At 69.2% G+C, this 17,621-nt stretch carries 13 protein-coding genes; 1 reads left to right on the top strand and 12 read right to left on the bottom strand.

Features of this window, described 5'->3' with window-relative positions; translation table 11 throughout:
- Window positions 1-226: 226 nt before the first annotated feature.
- The 11 genes from mycP to ABZ826_RS32030 form a co-directional block, all read right to left on the bottom strand.
- Window positions 227-1,585, bottom strand: coding sequence for a type VII secretion-associated serine protease mycosin (gene mycP, locus ABZ826_RS32080; RefSeq protein WP_361456172.1), 1,359 nt, complete (start codon window positions 1,583-1,585; stop codon window positions 227-229).
- Between the two features lie 1,566 nt (window positions 1,586-3,151).
- On the bottom strand, window positions 3,152-3,640 hold the full coding sequence (locus tag ABZ826_RS32075; RefSeq protein ID WP_361456169.1) for a hypothetical protein: 489 nt from the start codon (window positions 3,638-3,640) through the stop codon (window positions 3,152-3,154).
- Window positions 3,641-3,824: 184 nt separating this feature from the next.
- Entirely contained in the window at window positions 3,825-6,161 is a 2,337-nt protein-coding gene (locus ABZ826_RS32070; RefSeq protein WP_361456166.1) for a molybdopterin cofactor-binding domain-containing protein, read from the bottom strand.
- Window positions 6,158-8,254 carry a 2Fe-2S iron-sulfur cluster-binding protein gene (locus tag ABZ826_RS32065; protein ID WP_361456163.1) on the bottom strand — a complete coding sequence of 699 codons (2,097 nt, stop codon included), beginning with the start codon at window positions 8,252-8,254 and terminating at the stop codon, window positions 6,158-6,160. Before ABZ826_RS32065 ends, ABZ826_RS32070 begins: the two co-directional genes overlap by 4 nt.
- Complete coding sequence (locus ABZ826_RS32060; RefSeq protein ID WP_361456160.1) at window positions 8,251-9,147, bottom strand: FAD binding domain-containing protein; 897 nt, start codon at window positions 9,145-9,147, stop codon at window positions 8,251-8,253. The genes ABZ826_RS32065 and ABZ826_RS32060 overlap by 4 nt, the downstream gene beginning before the upstream one ends.
- 366 nt (window positions 9,148-9,513) lie before the next feature.
- Window positions 9,514-11,184 carry a beta-N-acetylhexosaminidase gene (locus tag ABZ826_RS32055; protein ID WP_361456157.1) on the bottom strand — a complete coding sequence of 557 codons (1,671 nt, stop codon included), beginning with the start codon at window positions 11,182-11,184 and terminating at the stop codon, window positions 9,514-9,516.
- A 4-nt stretch (window positions 11,185-11,188) separates the two neighbouring features.
- Entirely contained in the window at window positions 11,189-12,037 is an 849-nt protein-coding gene (locus ABZ826_RS32050; RefSeq protein WP_361456154.1) for a carbohydrate ABC transporter permease, read from the bottom strand.
- The gene (locus tag ABZ826_RS32045; protein ID WP_361456151.1) at window positions 12,034-13,008 is read right to left on the bottom strand and encodes a sugar ABC transporter permease; all 975 of its coding nucleotides are present in this window, start codon (window positions 13,006-13,008) and stop codon (window positions 12,034-12,036) included. The genes ABZ826_RS32050 and ABZ826_RS32045 overlap by 4 nt, the downstream gene beginning before the upstream one ends.
- Window positions 13,009-13,010: 2 nt before the next feature.
- Complete coding sequence (locus ABZ826_RS32040) at window positions 13,011-14,315, bottom strand: extracellular solute-binding protein (protein WP_361456148.1); 1,305 nt, start codon at window positions 14,313-14,315, stop codon at window positions 13,011-13,013.
- A 213-nt stretch (window positions 14,316-14,528) separates the two neighbouring features.
- Window positions 14,529-14,822 carry a DUF3039 domain-containing protein gene (locus ABZ826_RS32035; RefSeq protein WP_072484142.1) on the bottom strand — a complete coding sequence of 98 codons (294 nt, stop codon included), beginning with the start codon at window positions 14,820-14,822 and terminating at the stop codon, window positions 14,529-14,531.
- 30 nt (window positions 14,823-14,852) lie between these two features.
- Complete coding sequence (locus tag ABZ826_RS32030) at window positions 14,853-15,452, bottom strand: YqgE/AlgH family protein (RefSeq protein WP_361456145.1); 600 nt, start codon at window positions 15,450-15,452, stop codon at window positions 14,853-14,855.
- A gap of 277 nt (window positions 15,453-15,729) precedes the next feature.
- Here ABZ826_RS32030 and murA point away from each other — a divergent pair, with 277 nt between their 5' ends.
- Window positions 15,730-17,070, top strand: coding sequence for a UDP-N-acetylglucosamine 1-carboxyvinyltransferase (gene murA, locus ABZ826_RS32025; RefSeq protein WP_351073520.1), 1,341 nt, complete (start codon window positions 15,730-15,732; stop codon window positions 17,068-17,070).
- A 194-nt stretch (window positions 17,071-17,264) separates the two neighbouring features.
- Here the strand turns inward: murA and ABZ826_RS32020 are convergent, their stop codons facing one another.
- Window positions 17,265-17,546 (bottom strand): HU family DNA-binding protein, encoded by a 282-nt coding sequence (locus tag ABZ826_RS32020; protein WP_003968811.1) that lies wholly within the window; start codon window positions 17,544-17,546, stop codon window positions 17,265-17,267.
- Between the last annotated feature and the right edge of the window lie 75 nt (window positions 17,547-17,621).

The raw sequence follows: 17,621 nt of genomic DNA, 5'->3' as shown, positions 1-17,621 counted from the left end.
CCTCGCCCGCCAGCGCATCAGCGTCCTGTTCGCGATGCTCCGCGACGGCACCTTCTACGAGTCCCGAACCCCCACCGTCACCCTCGCCGCATGAACGGGACCCACACCCCCAAAACCGACAGCGCGGGATTGACGAACGACATAGAGGCACCCCCCCCCCGCAACCCTTCCACCGTAAGTGACAGTGATGACGAAGCGAGATCACCTTGTGTATCAAATTGGCGCTTCAGCTTCGCCTTTCATCGTAGGGAGGCCTGCCGTGGGACGAGTTGAAATCAGGCGAAGCGGCGGGAGTGGACCCGTAAGGCGTGTTCGTGGGCTGATGCTGAGGCGGGGTCTGCTGGTACGGGTTGGGGTACGGGGGTTGTTGCGTATAAGCGGGCGTGACAGCTGCGGCTGCAGACTTGCGGCGGCGGGAGCGGATGGTCAGGGCGGCGGCCACTGCGCCGATGAGCGCGACTGCGCCGATTCCGATGCCGATCCAGAGGCCGGTATTGCTGCTGTTGTCGTCGGATGCGGGGGCTGCTGCGGCGGGTTTGTCGTTGTCCTTTGAACTTCCGGTCGCCTTGGAAGGCTCGGAGGAAGGACTGGGCTTCTCGGCCGCCGCAAAGTCGGGGAGCGGGTAAACATCCGCCGGGCCGGGGTCTCCGGGGGTCTTGAGTGCGATGCGGGGGCGGACGCAGCCGTAGCCCACGTAGTCATTGCGCTTGGCACCGCTGGTCGGGCCACCGGCCGTGTTCAGCATGACGCGGAGGACCTGGTTGTTGGTCCAGTCGGGGTGCTTGGACCAGATGAGGGCGGCAGAGGCGGAGGCGATGGCAGTGGCGTCACTAGTTCCGTGAGACTTACACAACTGCGTTCCGCCCGTACATGCGTGAACCATGTCGATACCTGGTGCCGAGAGGTCCACCTGAGCACCGTGCTGGGACTCTTCAGTCTTTTCTATACCCCTATCAAGCGCCCCGACACCAATGACACCCGGGGTCGCCGCAGGGTACTCCAGGCCATTATCCTTATTGCCACTGTTTCCAACTGCGGCAAAAACTAGAGACCCCTTTCCAATAGCATACTTTACGGCATCCGAAAGCTCCTGCGAGCCAGTTTCGTCACCTTGCGAAATATTAATAACCTTGGCGCCCCCGTCGACCGCAAATCGAATACCCGCGGAAACATCTTCGCTGAAATTCACACTCCCGGTCGCACCATTAACCTTCCCAGTATCGTCCCTCAGCCGAATGGGCAAGATCTTAGCTCCCGGAGCGAGCCCGAAGGCGCCGTCACCTCCACCCGATTTCCCCGTTCCTGCGATCAGACCGGCCATGGACGTCCCGTGACCGTTATAGTCAACCCTTTCGTCTCCAGGCGATCCGTGCGCCAAATCCAGCCCTTTGAGTACCTGTCCAAGAAGATCAGGGTTTGAGGAGTCCACACCGGTGTCAATGACTGCAACTTTCACGTTTTCACCAGTACTTGACTTCCACATCTGGTCAGCCTTCATTACATCCAGATGCCATTGATCCGATCGAACAGAATCCGTAAATGCAGGAATAGCCCCAACCAGCAGCAGCCCCAGCGCGGTGGACACTACAGTTCCACAGCGAGCAACCCTCGCCATACGGATGCTACTGGTATGCATTCAGATCCCTTTCAGCGAATTCTCACTGCTTAGTCGATGACTGGAGGCACCACAGGGCGCCCGCTCTGCCAAGTCGCCTCGTCCTCTGTGAGGTAATTTGACCTCTCCTCGCCTTCGCCGCGTCGGGCATTGCCCTGGCGCTGCGGGGCAACACCCGATCGCCCTGCGCTAGCACCCACGCCCTCAGCACCCCGCACCAAACCTGTACCACCCGGGGTGAAGGGCCGGGCACTCGTACGTCCAGGCTGCTGTGGGCGGCCACCGACAATTCCGCCCGTCTCACCTGTCAAGCGTCGACCGTCGACTACGCCATTCCGGCCGCCGCCGAGGCCGCCCGTACCCATGCCGTGCATCATTGGTCCACGGCCGGAGTGAGTTCCCTCGCCACCGATTACGGTGCCGCGAGGGAGACCACCCATCGGCCGACCGGAAGTCTGCGGAGCAGGGCGGCCACCAACGATGCCGCTATCGCCTGCCGGTCGGCTGACCGGCCCAGTTGCCTGGCTCACCCTGCCCGAAGAGATCGGCAGACGTCCCCCTCCCGGAGTCCTATTACTGCCGGTCGTTGCGGGTGGCGAGACAGGACCCGTACTGACGATGGGTGGCAATCCGCTGGGGCCGGGAGGACTACCACGGTCGACCGTTCCTCCAGCGGGCAAACTTGGGGGAGTTGCCGTCGGCACCGCTGGGGTGTCCGGCAACACAGCAACACTGTCTATGTCCATGCCCACGGGGCGCGACACCGCGTGAACCGCCGATGAGGGCGCACTCACCATCCCAGCCTGTACTGCCGTTCTGCCTTCCGGCTCAGGGCCGTGTGCGGCCACGCTGGCACTACTCGCGTAACCTCCTGCGGCGCTGGATGCATCTCCCTGTCGGTAGTACTCCCCACGTCCCCCCGATTTGTCTTCGGCCCTGTCTGGCGCGATCACCCCGGGCACGGCCGGAAATACCGGCTTCTCCAGATCCTTCATCTGCGACGACGAGAAGGTGTAGGTCTGCGCCAGCTTCCGCATTTGCGCAGCCGCCTCCTCGCGGTTCTTCTCCTTCGCCGCGATCAGGTCCTTGGCCAACGTCACCGCATCGGGATCGTTCCGCGCAGCAAGAGCCGCATCCAGGTTCGCCTGATCCCCCGCGTGGGGCCGAGGAATCGCGGTCTGAGCCAACGTGACCGCATGCGATGCCTCGCCCAGGCACTTCGACACAGCCTCGCTGTAGTCCCCCAGCCGAAGCGTCGCATTGGCCAGGTCCGCACTCCATGTACGAAACGCGTCGGCCCCTTCGCCCTTCCACTCCACCCACTGCGGGCGGACCTTCAAGTCCTGGGCAATCTTGTGGATCTCCGACGCCGCGCTCTTCAGTCGATCTGCAGCCCCCTGGATCTCACCGCTGCTGGCCTGGTCCAGCCACTTCAGCATCTCCTCGTGAGTCTTGCTGTCGAAATCCGTACCCATGACGCTGCCCCTCTCCCCGTCCCCGTCCTTCGCATGCAGAGAACATGTCCACCGGCATTAATTAGGCATGGCTGCCCGATGTGTCCCCCGGCTCCTCCGATTTGGCCTGAGGCTCGTGCGCCTTCTTCGCCGCAGCGTCCGCCGCGGCCTGTTCGGCCTTGTGGTGCGCCTCCGTGCTGCCCTGGATCGCGAGCATTCGCTGACGGACATCCAAGTCGACGTGCTCGTAACCCTTGTGGGATGCGAGGACCGCGATGCTCATGCCCTCGATGGAGTCGGACAGCAGCTGAGACAGCCCTTCCAGCTCCTTGATGACCGCGGAGTACGAGCCGTGGAGAGCCTCTGCCTCCATCCACCCCTTCTCACCGCCGCCGAACTTCTCGCGCCCCATCGTGTCCTCTCCGACCTTCCCCGGCCCGGCCGGAGACGCCTTGAGGTTGCGCAGGAGTTCGTCGACGCGTTCGCGAAACTTGGTGAACGACGAGAGTTCGGTGAATAGTTCGTTCGCGGCGCCCGGGGCCACCGCCCCCATTGCGCCCACGGCACCCACGAAACTCAGTGGATACGCCGAAGACTCCGCCCCTGGATCACTCTGTCCCACAGCACCCTCCCCCGTTTAGCAACAGCCGATTGACGCTTCGACTTCAGCCTTGGGGTTCACCTTAGTCAGCAGTGGTGACAGTGCGCACCTCCGGGTTGCAGGTGCAACCCGGATCACGCCAACCTTGCAGGGCTCAGGACTTGGGGGCTGCCACCGCCGCCTGGGGCCTGATGGGGAGGCGGTTGATCGGGCGGCCGGTGGCGGCTCGTACCGCTGCGGCCACCGCTGCGGGGGAGGTCACCACGGGGATCGCGGAGGCGGGCTTGGCGCCGAAGGGGGCTACCACGTCTCGTTCCTCGATGAGTTTGACGATGCGAATGTCCGGCGCATCCAGGGCCGTCGGCAGTGCGTAGCCGGTGAGGTCGGGGTGGCGGATCAGGCCGCGGGCGCTGCGGAGGTTCTCGGTGAGGGCGGCGCCGATGCCCTGGGTGATGCCCGCTTCGATACGGGTCGCCAGTTGGGACGGGTTGAGGATCCGGCCGACGTCCTGGGCGACGGCCATCTCCACGACCCGGACCGAGCCGAGTTCGATGTCCACGTCCACCACCGCGCGGATCGCGCAGAAGGCGAGGCCGACGAAGGCGTCGCCCTGGCCGGACTCGTCCAGGGGTTCGGTCGGGTGGGGGCGGCACTGGGCGGTGGCCCAGAGTTCCTTGCCGTCCATCGCTTCCGTGACCGTCGTGGACAGCACCCCGTCGTAGGAGGTGATCTTGCCGCCGGCGATCTGCAGCAGCTCCGTGGACATGCCGAACTTGTGGGCCAGGGGCTGGAGAAGCTGTGTCCGGACCATCTTGGCGGCGCGTTCCACCGCTCCCGCCGAAACCCAGGTGTGGCGACCGTGCGTGGCGGGACCCGCCGGGGGCTGATCGGTGTCGACGGACGCCACATGGACCTCTTCGATGCCCAGGGTCTCCTGGACCACCTGGCGGGCGAGGGTCGAGAAGCCCTGGCCCGTCTCCACCGCGGCGCAGATGACCGTGGCGACGCCGTCGTGGACCCTGACGGTGGCCGTGGAGACCTCGTCGGCGCCCTCCGCTCCGAGCATGTGGACCATGCCGAGCGCATAGCCGACGCCCCGGCGCACCGCACCTGGCTCGCCAGCGCCCTCCGGGCCGCCGGGGAGCAGCCAGTCGTCCTCCGGGGAGTCCTTGGGGAGAGAGGGGAGAGGGAAGTTCCTTACGGACTCCAGGAGTTCGTTCACCGGCGCCGGACAGGTCACCGTCTGGCCGGTGGGGAGGATGTCGCCGGTGGACAGGGCGTTGCGCAGCCGCAGCTCGGCCGGGTCGATGCCGAGTTTGGCGGCCAGCTTGTCCATCTGGCCCTCGTACGCCGCGCAGACCTGCATCGCACCCTCACCGCGCACATGGCCGGACGGCGGGTTGTTCGTACGGACCGCCCAGCCCTCGATGAAGGCGTGCGGGACGACGTACGGGCCACAGGCGAAGGCGACCGCCGCGGCCAGTGACTCGGACGAGGCGTCGGCGTACGCGCCCGCGTCGAGCAGGATCTGCGCCTCGACCTTCACCAGCCGGCCCTCGGCGTCCGCGTGGTGGCGGTAGCGCAGGAGCGTCGGGTGGCGGTGGGCGTGGCCGAGGAAGGACTCCTCGCGGGTGGCGGCCAGTTTGACCGGGCAGCCGGTACGCAGGGCCAGCAGGCCCAGCGGGAGCTGGAAACCGGGGTCCTCGCGGTCGCCGGTCGCGCCGGGGACACCGGTGACGACGACCTTGACCCGGTCCGGTTCGAGACCGAAGCAGGCGGCGGCAAGGTCGCGGTCGGTGTGCGGGTCGGTGGAGGCCGTGTAGATCTCCACGCCGCCGTCGGGCCGGGGCACGGCGAGTCCGGCCTCGGCGCCGATCGGGGCCGGGTCCTGACGGCCGATGCGGTACAGGCCCTCGACGATGACCTCGCCGACGACCTCCGGGTCGCCGTAGCGCAGCGGGATGTGGCGGATCAAATTGCCGTCGGGGTGCAGCGGTTCGGCCTCGAACGCCTTCTCCGGATCGGTGACCGGTTCCAGGACCTCGTACTCGACGGCGATGGCCGCGGCGGCGAGCCGAGCCGTGTCGGGGTGGTCGGCGGCGACCGCGGCGATCGGCTCACCGTGGTGTCGGACCAGGTCGGAGGCGAAGACCGGACGGTCGACGACCCTGCGTCCGTACGCGCCCTCCCCCGGGACGTCCGCGTGCGTGATGACGGCCCGTACCCCCGGCATCTCGGCGGCGCCCGAGGTGTCGATGGACAGGATGCGGGCGTGCGGGTGCGGGGAGCGGAGGACGGCCGCCCACAGCAGGCCCTCGGCCCAGAGGTCGGCGGCGTACGGGAAGGTGCCCTCGGTCTTAACGCGCGCGTCGGCGGCCGGGAGGGAGACGCCGAGGCCTAGCGCGGGCTGCTCGGTGTCGGGTCCTTCCACCGAGGGGGCGGTGATCCGTGTGCTGGTCGCGTTGGCAGCGGTGGCTGCGTCGTTGCTCACGCCATGCCTCCGTCCTGCGAGTGCGGCTGGACACCACCGGCGCCGGCGGCGGCCTGATGCGGAATGCGGGCCTCGTCGGACTCCGGGGACGGGGAGTCCGACGAGGCGGATCCGGCGCCGGCTTCGCGGCCTGCGACGACCTCGTTCACGGCGTCGAGGACGCCCCGGTAGCCGGAGCAGCGGCAGAGGTTGCCGCAGAGTGCTTGACGCGTCTCCAGTTCGCTGGGGGCGTGGTTGCCCTCCAGGAGGTCGTGGACGGTCATGGCCATGCCCGGGATGCAGAAACCACACTGGACGGCACCGCACTTGGCGAGGGCACGCTGGACGTCGGACGGCTCACCGTCCACGGCCAGACCTTCGACCGTACGGACCTCGCTCCCGGCCGTGATCGCCGCGGGGACCAGGCAGGAGGCGACCAGACGGCCGTCCACCTGGACGTTGCAGGCGCCGCACTCGCCCTGTGAACAGCCGTCCTTGGCACCGGCGAGGCCGAGGCGCTCGCGCAGCACGTAGAGCAGCGACTCGCCGACCCAGGCGTCGGTGACGGGGCGGTCGGCGCCGTTCACGTGCAGGACGTAGGAGGTGGCGGGGTGTTCGCTGGGGACGTCGAGGGGTTGGGCTTCGAGGGGCTGGGCTTCGAGGAGCTGAGCCTCGACGGGTTCGACTTCGAGGGGCTCGGCGTCGCCGGATTGAGTTTCGGAGGTCTGCTCTTCGGCGGATTGCGCTTCGACGGGGTGGGCTTCGGAGGTCTGCGCTTCGAGCGGCGGGGCCTTTGGCAGTGGCGCCTCTCCCGGGGTGCCCCGGAGGGGTGCGTCGAAGTCCGTGGCTGCTGTCGCACCCGGCTCCGCGTCGGGCGCCGTGCCGGTCGACGGCTCGGCCGGGCGCTGCTCGGGCAGGCTGTCGGCCGCCGGTGCGGCATCGACGGCGGGGACCTGCGAGAGGTCCACTCCTAGAGCGGGGGTGCCTCCGGTGACAGGGGCGGGGCCGTCCTCGACGACGGTGACCGGTGCCTCCGGTGCCGCCTCGGAGGCCTGCGGGGACTCCTCGTACGCCCCAGAAGACGTCACGGAAGACATCGCGGACGCCGTCGCGGAAAGCTGTGAATCGGGCGCGGGAAGCTGTGAATCGGGCGCGGGAAGCTGTGAACCGGGCGCGGAATCGGCTTCCGGCGCGTGCTGCGGCTCGATGTCCGCGCCTGGGGCCGGCTCCACAGCGGGCTCAGGCCCGACCTCGGCCTCGGGCTCCGCGACCGGCTGCTGTGTCGCCCACGGTGCGGGCGCACCGCCCGGCAACGTGGCCGGAGGAGTCCGGTCCGCATACCACTGGGAGGCGAGAGCCGAGGCCGCGAACTCGCCGGACTCCTCCGGGAGGTCGCCATCGGCGACCGGAATCGTCCACTGACCGGTGTGGCCGGACTCGCCGGTGTGGTCGGACTGGCCGGTGTGGCCGGCCGGTCCGGACTGGCCACCATGAACACCGTGGCCGATCGAACCGCCCTGGTCACCATGAACACCGTGGCCGATCGAACCGCCTTGGTCGGCATGCCCCCCATGGCCGGTGTGACCACCGTGTTCGACGTGAGCGCCGTGGTCGACATGACCACCGTGGTCGACATGAGCGCCGTGGTCGGCATGGCTCGTATGGTCGGCATGTCCGACGAACTCCGTGGGTCCGGCGGCCTGCGCGGACTCGGTGAAGTTCCACTGGCCGGTCGCGGCCGACGTTCCCCCGTACTGATCCTGCTGCGGGTACCCGTATCCGTACTGCGGCTGCTGCTGGTTCGGGTCCGGCCAGTGCACCACGTCGGGTTCCGGCTGCTCCGCTCCCGTGCCCTGCTGGCTCTGCGTCTGCATGACCCAGCTGCCCGTGGCCGCCGGGTCGGGCCCGGCCGCCGGCGTCAGCGGCACGATCATCGGCGGTACGTAGCCCTGGCCGGGCGCGGCCAGCGGGATGTTCGCCAGGTCCTCCGGCGGCAGGTGGACGAAGGCGGTCGCCTCGGCGTCGTACTCGCCGCCCTGCGGCGTCGGCTGCCAGCCCCCGTGCTGCGGCTGCTCCCGCTGCCCGTGCTGTTCGTTGTGTTCCTCGTTGCTCACGACAGTGCCCTCCCCAGCGCGCGTCGGGCCAGCGCGGCGACGGTACGCCGCAGATGCAGTACGGCGGGGGGCAGTGGTGGTGCCTCTCCCCCGTCGGCGGGCGGTGCCTGGTCCGGGATGCAGGCCGCGGCGACGTACTCGCCGAAGGCGGCCAGCGCGTCGGGGGCCAGACCCCGTTCGCCGTCCCAGTCGATCAGTGAGGCGATCCAGCGTTCGGCCTCCAGCGGGCGCAGCGGCATCGGCGCGATGGCGCCGACCGCGCAGCGCACCCCGCGCCGGGCCGGGTCGAGGACGATCGCGACGGATGCGGTGGCGCGGCCGGGACCGGTGCGGCCGGTGGCCTTCAGGAAGACCTGGGGGGCGTGCAGCAGCGGTACGCGGACGAAGCCGATCAGTTCGGCGGGTTCGAGCATGTCGCGGCCGGCCAGCAGGTGCGAGACCGGGATCTCGCGGCGGGCGCCTCCCGGGCCCGCGATGACGAGCTCGGCCTCCAGAGCGGCGAGCACCGGCAGGGCGTCACCGGTCGGGGCCGCGGTGGCGATGTTGCCGCCGAGCGTTCCGGCGTTCCGGATCTGGGGCGGGCCCGCGGCGCGCGCGGACGCGGCCAGGGCGGGGATGAGGGCGGCGAAGTCGGGCCGCCCCATGCGTGCGTGGGTGAGTCCGGTACCGAGCAGGGCGTGGCCGTCCTGGTAGTGCCAGCCGCGGAGCTCACTGATCCGGCCCAGGCCGACCAGCCCCGAGGGGCGCAGCAGCCCCTTGTTGACGGCCGACATCAGGTCCGTCCCCCCTGCCACAGGAACGGCGGCGGGCATGGCGCCGAGTGCCGCCACGGCCTCGTCGAGCGAGGCCGGCAGCGTCACCGGCTGCGTCGCCTGCGGTGCGTGCGTGGTCAACCCAGCTGCCCCTTCCCGGTGTCCCGGCTGTCCGGCTCGTTTCGCCGTACGGTACGTGCTCGAAGCCTGGACGTGGCAACTCTGGCACATCTTCCGAGCGGACCGACGCGAGGGTCCACGAAGGGCGTATGCGTCCCCGACCTGGAGGATGATCCCGATTCGACCCGCTTCCGTGCGGAGTGTGAATTGCCGCCTCCCGGCGGGCCTCACACGGGTCGTTCGCGCTCGGGCAGCTCCGTTCCGACGGCGCGCGTCCCGCCGGGGCGCGTACCGGTGGGAGCGTGGCCGTGGCACGCGTACCGGGTGACGCGCGCCGGCCGTCACGGCCCTCGGAGCGCGACGGCCGGTCCCGGAGCGCGGCCGGGATCACACGTTCGGGGGCGGTCCCTCAAGAGGGCGTCCGAGGACGCCGGGGCGCTGCTGCCGGGGCAACGGGCCGCTCGGTGGCCGGTAATCGACGCCGAGGGCGTCCAAGCGGGCGTAGTGCGTGGTCATCCGGCGTTCGAAGTCGGCGAAGTCCCGGTCGGCGGGGGCGGGCAGCGGCGACCAGGCGACCTCCGCGAACGCGGCGAGGCGCGGGAAGACCTGGTAGTCGACGCGGGCCCGGTTCTGCATGACCTCGGTCCACACATTGGCCTGGGTGCCGAGAATGTGACGGGCCGCCTCCTCGGAGAGCCCCGCGGGCACGGGTTCGAATCGGTAGACGTCCTCCAGGGTGCGGATGAACCCGATGGGCATCGGCTCGTCGGGGCCGCCGTCCTGACGGTGGTCCAGGTACACGTGCTGCTCCGGGCACATCACGACGTCGTGTCCGGCCTCGGCGGCCGTGACGCCTCCGCCGTACCCCCGCCAGGACGACACGGCGGCGCCCGCCGGGAGGCCGCCTTCGAGGATCTCGTCCCAGCCGATCAGGCGGCGGCCGCGAGCGGTGAGCCAGGTGTCGAAGTGCCGGATGATCCAGGACTGCAGCTCGTCCTCGTTGGCCAGGCCGAATTCGTCGATCCGGGCCTGGGCGGCCGGGGACTCCTTCCACTGGTCCTTGCGGCACTCGTCGCCGCCGATGTGGATGAACGGCGAGGTGGCGGCCGGGAAGAGGTCCAGGACCTCTTCGAGCACGCCCTCGAAGAAGCGCAGAGTGTTGTCAGTGGGGGCGAGTACGTTCGCGTTGATGCCCCAGGTGTCCCAGACGGAGAGGGTGGTGGTGTCGATGACGTCGGTGTTGCCCAGTTCGGGGTACGCGGCGATGGCGGCCTGCGAGTGGCCCGGGATGTCGATCTCGGGGACGACCCGGATATGCCGCTCGGCCGCGTACGCGACGATCTCGCGGATGTCGTCCTGGGTGTAGTGGCCGCCGTGCGGGGTCTCGTCCCACAGCTCGGAGGCCCGGTGGCCGTGCTTGGTGCGGGCGCGCCAGGAGCCGACCTCGGTGAGCCTCGGGTAGCGCTTGATCTCGATGCGCCAGCCCTGGTCGTCGGTGAGGTGGAAGTGGAAGACGTTCAGCTTGTGGGTCGCGAGGAGGTCGAGGTAGCGCAGGACGTCGTCCTTGGGCAGGAAGTGCCGTGCCACGTCGAGCATCATGCCGCGCCACGGGAAGCGGGGCCGGTCCTCGATGTCCGTGACGGGGATGACGCGCCGCGTGCCGGGGTTGACCGGCGCACGGCGGAAGGCTTCCGGTCCCAGGAGCTGGCGGAGCGTCTGCGCGCCCCAGAAGACTCCGGCGGCGCTCCCTCCGGTGATCTCGACGTACCGGCAGCCGGGCCCGGTGCCCAGCCGGTACCCCTCGGGCTCCAGAGCCGGGTCGATGCGCAGCCGGATGCCGTTCGCGGCGTCCTCGCCGTCCGGTGCGAGGGGCAGGCCGAAGGCGGCTCCGAGCGTGGAGCGCAGCCAGCGTTCGGTGTCCTCGGTGCCGGGGGCCGCCGTGATGGTGGTGAACGGGTCCAGCGGGAATCCGTCCTGCCCCGCCGCGTCACCGGAATCAGCCGCGTCACCGGCGTGCACGGGTGCCGGGATCAGCGCCGGGATCAGTTCCATGGCCATGGCGTCAGTCCTTTACCGCTCCGCCGAGTCCCGAGACCAGGCGGCGCTGTACGAGTACGAAGAAGACCAGCACGGGAATGGTCATCACCGTCGAGGCTGCCATGATCCCTCCCCAGTCGTTCTCATCGGGTTTGAAGAAGACCAGCAGCGCCATCGGGAGCGTCGACTGGGACGTGTCGCTGATGATGAACGACTTCGCGAACAGAAAGTCGTTCCAGGTCGAGATGAACGAGAAGACGCTGGTGGCCACCAGGCCGGGGAAGACCAGCGGGAAGAGGATCTGCCACAGGAAGCGGGCGCGGCTCGCGCCGTCGATCCAGGCGGCCTCCTCCAGCGCCTCCGGGACGGCCTTGACGAAGCCGCGCAGCATCCAGATCGCGAACGGCAGCGAGAAGGCGAGGTGCGGCAGGATCAGCGAGCCGAGCGTGTTCAGCCGGCCGAAGTCCCGCATCAGGAAGAACAGCGGGATGGTCAGCGCCTCGACCGGCACCATCTGCGCGACCAGGAACATGATCAGCAGCGTGGTGCGGAAGCGGAATCTGAACCGGGTCACGGCCGTCGCCGCCAGGAAGGCGATCAGCGCGGAGGCGATGACGACCGTCCCGGCGACGATCAGGCTGTTGAGGAAGTACCGCCCGAAGTCGTGCTGTTCGAAGACCCGGCGGAACGAGTCCAGGGACGGTGACAGCGTCCATGGGCGAGGGTCGGTGGACTGGATCTCGCCGGCCGGTTTGAGGGCGGAGAGCACCATCCAGTACAGGGGGAAGGCGACCGCGGCGGCGATCAGGAGGGCCGCGCCCTCAGCGGCCAGCCGGCCCGGCCGGCGGACATTCAGCATGGTCCGCGCGCTCACAGTTCCTCCCCCTGGCGCCGCGTCAGACGCAGATGGACGAGCGTGACGGCCAGCAGGATCACCAGCATCACGACACCGATCGCCGAGCCCAGGCTGTACTGCGAGGACGCGAACGCCTTCTGGTACGCGTACACGTTGAGCACCAGGTTCTGGCCGGCGATACCGCCGCCGTTGGTCATGACATAGATCTGGGTGAAGACCTTGAAGTCCCAGATGATCGACTGGATGGTGACGACGACGAGAATCGGCCGCAGCATCGGGGCCATGACCGAGCGCCAGATCCGCCACTGCGAGGCGCCGTCCAGCGCGGCCGCTTCGAGCACCTCGGCGGGGATCGCCCGGATGCCCGCGTACACGGTCACCATCACGAACGGGAACGAGCACCACAGGACTTCGAGGAGCACCAGGGCGAAGGCGCTGTAGCGCCCGTACGTCCAGGAGAAGTCGCCAAGCCCCAGCACCCGGTTGACCGGGCCGAAGTCCGGGTCGAAGAGGAACACCCAGACGGTGGAACCGGTGATCGCGGGGGTCGCCCAGGCGCCGAGCGCGGCCAGCATCAGCGCGAGCCGCGGCAGGGCCCTGATCCGGGTCAGCAGGACGGCGAGCGCGCAGCCGACCAGCAGGGTGGCCAGCACACAGGCGGCGGCGAAGACCACGGTCGCCAGGAGCACCTGCCAGAACTGGTCGTCCCCGAAGAGCGTCGCGTAGTTCCCGAACCCCTGGAAGGTGGTCGGTTCACCGCCGCTGACCTGGGCCTGGGTGTACTCCAGGAAGGAGATCAGGCCGAGTTGGTAGATCGGGTAGACGAGCAGCCCGCCGAGGAGCACGAGCGCGGGCAGGAGGTAGAGCCAGGGGGTCCAGCCGGGGCGACGGGCGGACGGGGCGGGGCGGCGGCGCCGGGGCGGGCGGGCAAAGGTCCCGCCCGCCCCGGACGTGCTGGGCACTTTGTACGCGGTACTGTTCGCGGTCATCGTCAGCCCGCGTCGGCGAACGCGGCGTCCATCTTCTTCGCCGCGTCGTCCGAGGCCTTCGCCACGTCCTTGCGGCCGCTGACGATCTCCTGGAACATCGTCGGCAGGATCAGCGAGGAGTCGATCCGGCCCCAGCCCGGCGAGGCCGGGACGAACTTCGCGCCCGCGCCGAGGTGACTCACGAACGGCTCGACGAACGGCTCCTTCTTCGCGACCGTCGCCCGCACGTCCGTGTACGTCGGCAGGAAGCCCATCGCGTCGAACATCTTCGTCTGGGTCTCCTTGCCGGTCAGGGACTTCATCAGATCCACGGCAAGGGTGCGGTGCGCGCTGCTCCTCAGTACGCCGATGTTGTTCCCGCCCGCGAACGCGGGGGCGATGGAGCCCTCGGCGACACCCGGCAGCGGCACCACCGCGTACGCGCCCTTCACCGAGCCCGCCTCGACGGCCGCGTGGCTGAAGTCGCCGCCGATCGCCATGGCGGCCTTGCCGGAGGCGAACGCGGTGACGGTGGCGTTGCCGCCCATGGACGCGCACTTGGCGGCCGGGCAGTTGTCGTCGCCGAAGAGCGAGGTGTATGCCTCGATGCCCTTGCGGGCCTTGTCGCTGTTGATGGCTGCCTCGTACGTGCCGCCGTTGTCGTCGGCCAGCTCACCGCCATGGGCCCAGATGAACGGCATCGCACTGTACGTGTACGCACCACCGACCGCCAGTCCGTACAGATCCGGCTTCTTCTTGTGGATCTTCTTCGCGGTGGAGATCAGCTCGGCCTGGGACTTGGGAGCCTCGATCCCCAAGTCCTTGAAGATGTCGGTGCGGTAGTACAGCGCGCGGACGCCGACGAAGAACGGGGCCCCGTAGATCTTGCCGCCGACCGTGACGGACTGCTTGGCGGTCGGGTCGGTGTCCCTGGCCTCGTCCCAGGCGGCGAACTCCGCGCCGATGTCGGCGAGTCCGCCGTCCTTGACGTATCCGGCGGTGTCCGTGTTGCCGTACTCGATGAGGTCCGGGGCGCTCTTCGGGTCGTTGAACGCTGCCTTGATCCGCTGGGCGCGGGTGTCGACCGGTATGTACTCGACCTCGACCTTCGCGCCCTTGTGCGCCTTCTCGAAGTCGGCGACCGCCGCGTCGGCGACCTGCTCCTTGGGCTTGTTGCCGACCTCCTGGAACAGCCAGACCCGCAGCGTGCCGCTCTTCTCGTCCCCCTTGGCTCCGTTGTCGGAGGTCTGCGGCGCGCAGGCGGTGACGGTGAGGCCCGCCAGCACAAGCGCCGTGGCCGGGGCGGCAATTCGGGCAGACAGCTTCATCCGGAACCCCCTACCGATAGGCGTTGCAACATACGCAACGCACGTTTCGTTCTGCACAACTGGCAGGAGAGTAGGTGCGCGTGCGGACGCCGACAAGTGGTCTCGACCACTCTGTGACCCGGGGGAGCAGCCCGTGCAACGCAAAGGGCCCCCGGGGTGCGCGTCAACGCGCACCCCGGGGGCCCGAAGCAGTGGCGGCCGAACGGCCCAGGACTACTTCTTGTCCTTGCCGCCCTTGCCCTTGTCCTTGTCGCCGCCGGCGCCCATGGACTCGTAGATCTCCTTGCACATGGGACAGACCGGATACTTCTTGGGGTCGCGCCCCGGTACCCAGACCTTCCCGCACAGTGCGACCACGGGGGTGCCCTCCAGGGCACTCGCCATGATCTTGTCCTTCTGGACGTAATGGGCGTAGCGCTCGTGGTCGCCGTCGCCGTTCGACACCTGCGGCGTCGGCTCTACGAGGGTCCCCGTACCTGCCCCGCGCTCGGGCTCAAGAGTGCTCATAACCGCCAAGGGTACTGAAAGCCCGGAGCTTCAGTTCAGCGACGGGTCGTCCGGGTAGGTGGCGATCATCGCCAGTTCGCTGCGCTGGCGGCGCAGGACCGCCCGCCAGAGGTGCTCCGGGCGCGGGGAGGAGACGTCTCCTGGCTCGGACTCGACGACGTACCAGGCCCCCTCGGTCAGCTCCGTCTCCAGCTGCCCGGGGCCCCAGCCGGCGTATCCGGCGAAGATCCGCAGCGAGCCGAGCGCCGCAGCCAGCAGCTCCGGCGGCGCCTCCAGGTCGACCAGGCCGATCGCCCCGTACACCCGGCGGAAGCCGAGGGGGTCCTCCCTGTTCGAGCGGGGACGGGAGCGCGGTGGCGGGCCCTCGTCTCCGGGGATGACGGCCACTCCGAGCGCCGAGTCGAGCGAGACCGGGCCACCCTGGAAGACGACGTCCGGTTCGCCGGTCAGGCCGGCCCAGGACGTGAGGATGTCACCGACGCCGACCGGGGTCGGGCGGTTCAGGACCACGCCGAGCGAGCCCTCCTCGTCGTGGTCGAGGAGCAGCACCACCGCGCGGTCGAAATTCGGGTCCGCGAGCGCGGGTGTGGCCACGAGCAGTCGCCCTGTGAGCGAGGACACCTCGGTCATGGCAGAAATGATCCCGCATCTTCGCTCCTCGCGGTGGCCAAGTGGGCCGCCATGTCATCGAACGGGCCCGAGCGCAGCTCAGGGCGCACAGAGGCATGGAGAGCGCACGGCCCCGGGGGGCGTTGCGGACGGTAACCCTCCGCAAGAGCCGGGGAGCAGAGCGTGTTGTGGCGGATTCATGACGTTCGCACACCCCCCGACCTCTTACGGAAGGGGGGGCGCGGGCCATTACCCTTTCGTTTGGCCCCCTGCCCGACCACTCCGGAACGCGAGATTCATGACCGGCACAGACGATGTCCTGCTTGTCCACGGCGGAACCCCGCTGGAGGGCGAGATCCGCGTCAGAGGCGCCAAGAACCTGGTGCCGAAGGCAATGGTCGCCGCGCTGCTCGGCAGCGGGCCCAGCCGGCTGCGCAACGTGCCCGACATCCGCGACGTGCGGGTGGTGCGAGGTCTGTTGCAGTTGCACGGTGTGACGGTCCGGCCGGGTGACGAACCGGGCGAGCTGATCCTTGACCCGACCCATGTCGAGAGCGCCAACGTCGCCGACATCGATGCCCACGCGGGCTCGTCGCGCATCCCGATCCTGTTCTGCGGCCCGCTGCTGCACCGGCTGGGCCACGCGTTCATCCCGGGGCTCGGCGGCTGCGACATCGGCGGCCGGCCGATCGACTTCCACTTCGACGTGCTGCGGCAGTTCGGCGCGACCATCGAGAAGCGCGCGGACGGCCAGTACCTGGAGGCCCCGCAGCGACTGCGCGGCACGAAGATCCGGCTGCCGTACCCGTCGGTGGGCTCCACCGAGCAGGTGCTGCTGACGGCCGTGCTCGCCGAGGGCGTCACCGAACTGTCCAACGCGGCCGTGGAGCCGGAGATCGAGGACCTCATCTGCGTGCTGCAGAAGATGGGCGCGATCATCTCGATGGACACCGACCGGACGATCCGGATCACCGGTGTCGACCGGCTGGACGGCTATACGCACCGCGCGATCCCGGACCGCCTGGAGGCGGCCTCCTGGGCGTCCGCCGCGCTGGCCACCGAGGGCAACATTTACGTACGGGGCGCGCAGCAGCGCTCGATGATGACGTTCCTGAACACCTTCCGCCGGGTCGGCGGCGCGTTCGAGATCGACGACGAGGGCATCCGTTTCTGGCATCCGGGCAGCGCGCTGAACGCCATCGCCCTGGAGACGGACGTGCACCCCGGCTTCCAGACCGACTGGCAGCAGCCGCTGGTCGTGGCCCTGACGCAGGCCTCGGGCCTGTCCATCGTCCACGAGACGGTGTACGAGTCCCGGCTCGGCTTCACCTCCGCGCTCAACCAGATGGGCGCACACATCCAGCTCTACCGCGAGTGTCTGGGCGGCTCCGACTGCCGCTTCGGCCAGCGCAACTTCCTGCACTCCGCGGTCGTGTCCGGGCCGACGAGGCTGCAGGGCGCGGACCTGGTCATCCCGGACCTGCGCGGCGGTTTCTCGTACCTGATCGCCGCGCTGGCGGCGCAGGGCACCTCGCGGGTGCACGGGATCGACCTGATCAACCGCGGCTACGAGAACTTCATGGAGAAGCTGGAGAAGCTGGGCGCGAAGGTGGAGCTGCCCGGCGGGGCGCTGGTCTGAGACCCGGCGGCCGACGGCTGCTGACGGGGGTTCGGGGCACCGCCCCGGGCCCCCGCTTCCCGTTCCCGGAGGGTCCGGGTTCGTCCCTCCGGGTCCACGTTGGCGGCAGAGGCCCGGAAAGGGCCCTCTCGGGCCGGTACACGGAAGGGCGGTCACCCTGGTCGGGTGACCGCCCTTCGTCGCGCCTGTGGGGCTTACTTGCCCTTGGCGGCTTCCTTGAGCTTGGAGCCCGCGGAGACCTTCACGCTGTAGCCGGCCGGGATGTTGATCGGGTCGCCGGTCTGCGGGTTACGAGCGGTGCGAGCGGCACGGTGGGTGCGCTCGAAGGTCAGGAAGCCGGGGATGGTGACCTTCTCGTCGCCCTTGGCGACGATCTCACCGACGGTCTCGGCGAGCGCGGCCAGCACGGCGTCGGCGTCCTTGCGAGTCACCTCGGCGCGGTCGGCCAGGGCGGCCACCAGCTCACTGCGGTTCATGTTGTTACTCCCGTGTTCTTCTTGCCTGTGAGGCGTGAGATCGAAGCCGATGCTGCCAGGGCCCTCGGACAGTCC

The sequence above is a fragment of the Streptomyces sp. NPDC047515 genome (assembly GCF_040643055.1).
Taxonomy (GTDB): Bacteria; Actinomycetota; Actinomycetes; order Streptomycetales; family Streptomycetaceae; genus Streptomyces.
This window is presented reverse-complemented; position numbering and strand designations above follow the sequence as displayed.

Excerpts from the sequence above, each read along its gene's own strand:
- ABZ826_RS32035 (WP_072484142.1), bottom strand. The coding sequence starts at position 14,822 with ATGAGCACTCTTGAGCCCGAGCGCGGGGCAGGTACGGGGACCCTCGTA.
- ABZ826_RS32045 (WP_361456151.1), bottom strand. The coding sequence starts at position 13,008 with ATGACCGCGAACAGTACCGCGTACAAAGTGCCCAGCACGTCCGGGGCG.
- ABZ826_RS32020 (WP_003968811.1), bottom strand. The coding sequence starts at position 17,546 with ATGAACCGCAGTGAGCTGGTGGCCGCCCTGGCCGACCGCGCCGAGGTG.
- ABZ826_RS32030 (WP_361456145.1), bottom strand. The coding sequence starts at position 15,452 with ATGACCGAGGTGTCCTCGCTCACAGGGCGACTGCTCGTGGCCACACCC.
- ABZ826_RS32055 (WP_361456157.1), bottom strand. The coding sequence starts at position 11,184 with ATGGCCATGGAACTGATCCCGGCGCTGATCCCGGCACCCGTGCACGCC.
- murA (WP_351073520.1), top strand. The coding sequence starts at position 15,730 with ATGACCGGCACAGACGATGTCCTGCTTGTCCACGGCGGAACCCCGCTG.
- ABZ826_RS32040 (WP_361456148.1), bottom strand. The coding sequence starts at position 14,315 with ATGAAGCTGTCTGCCCGAATTGCCGCCCCGGCCACGGCGCTTGTGCTG.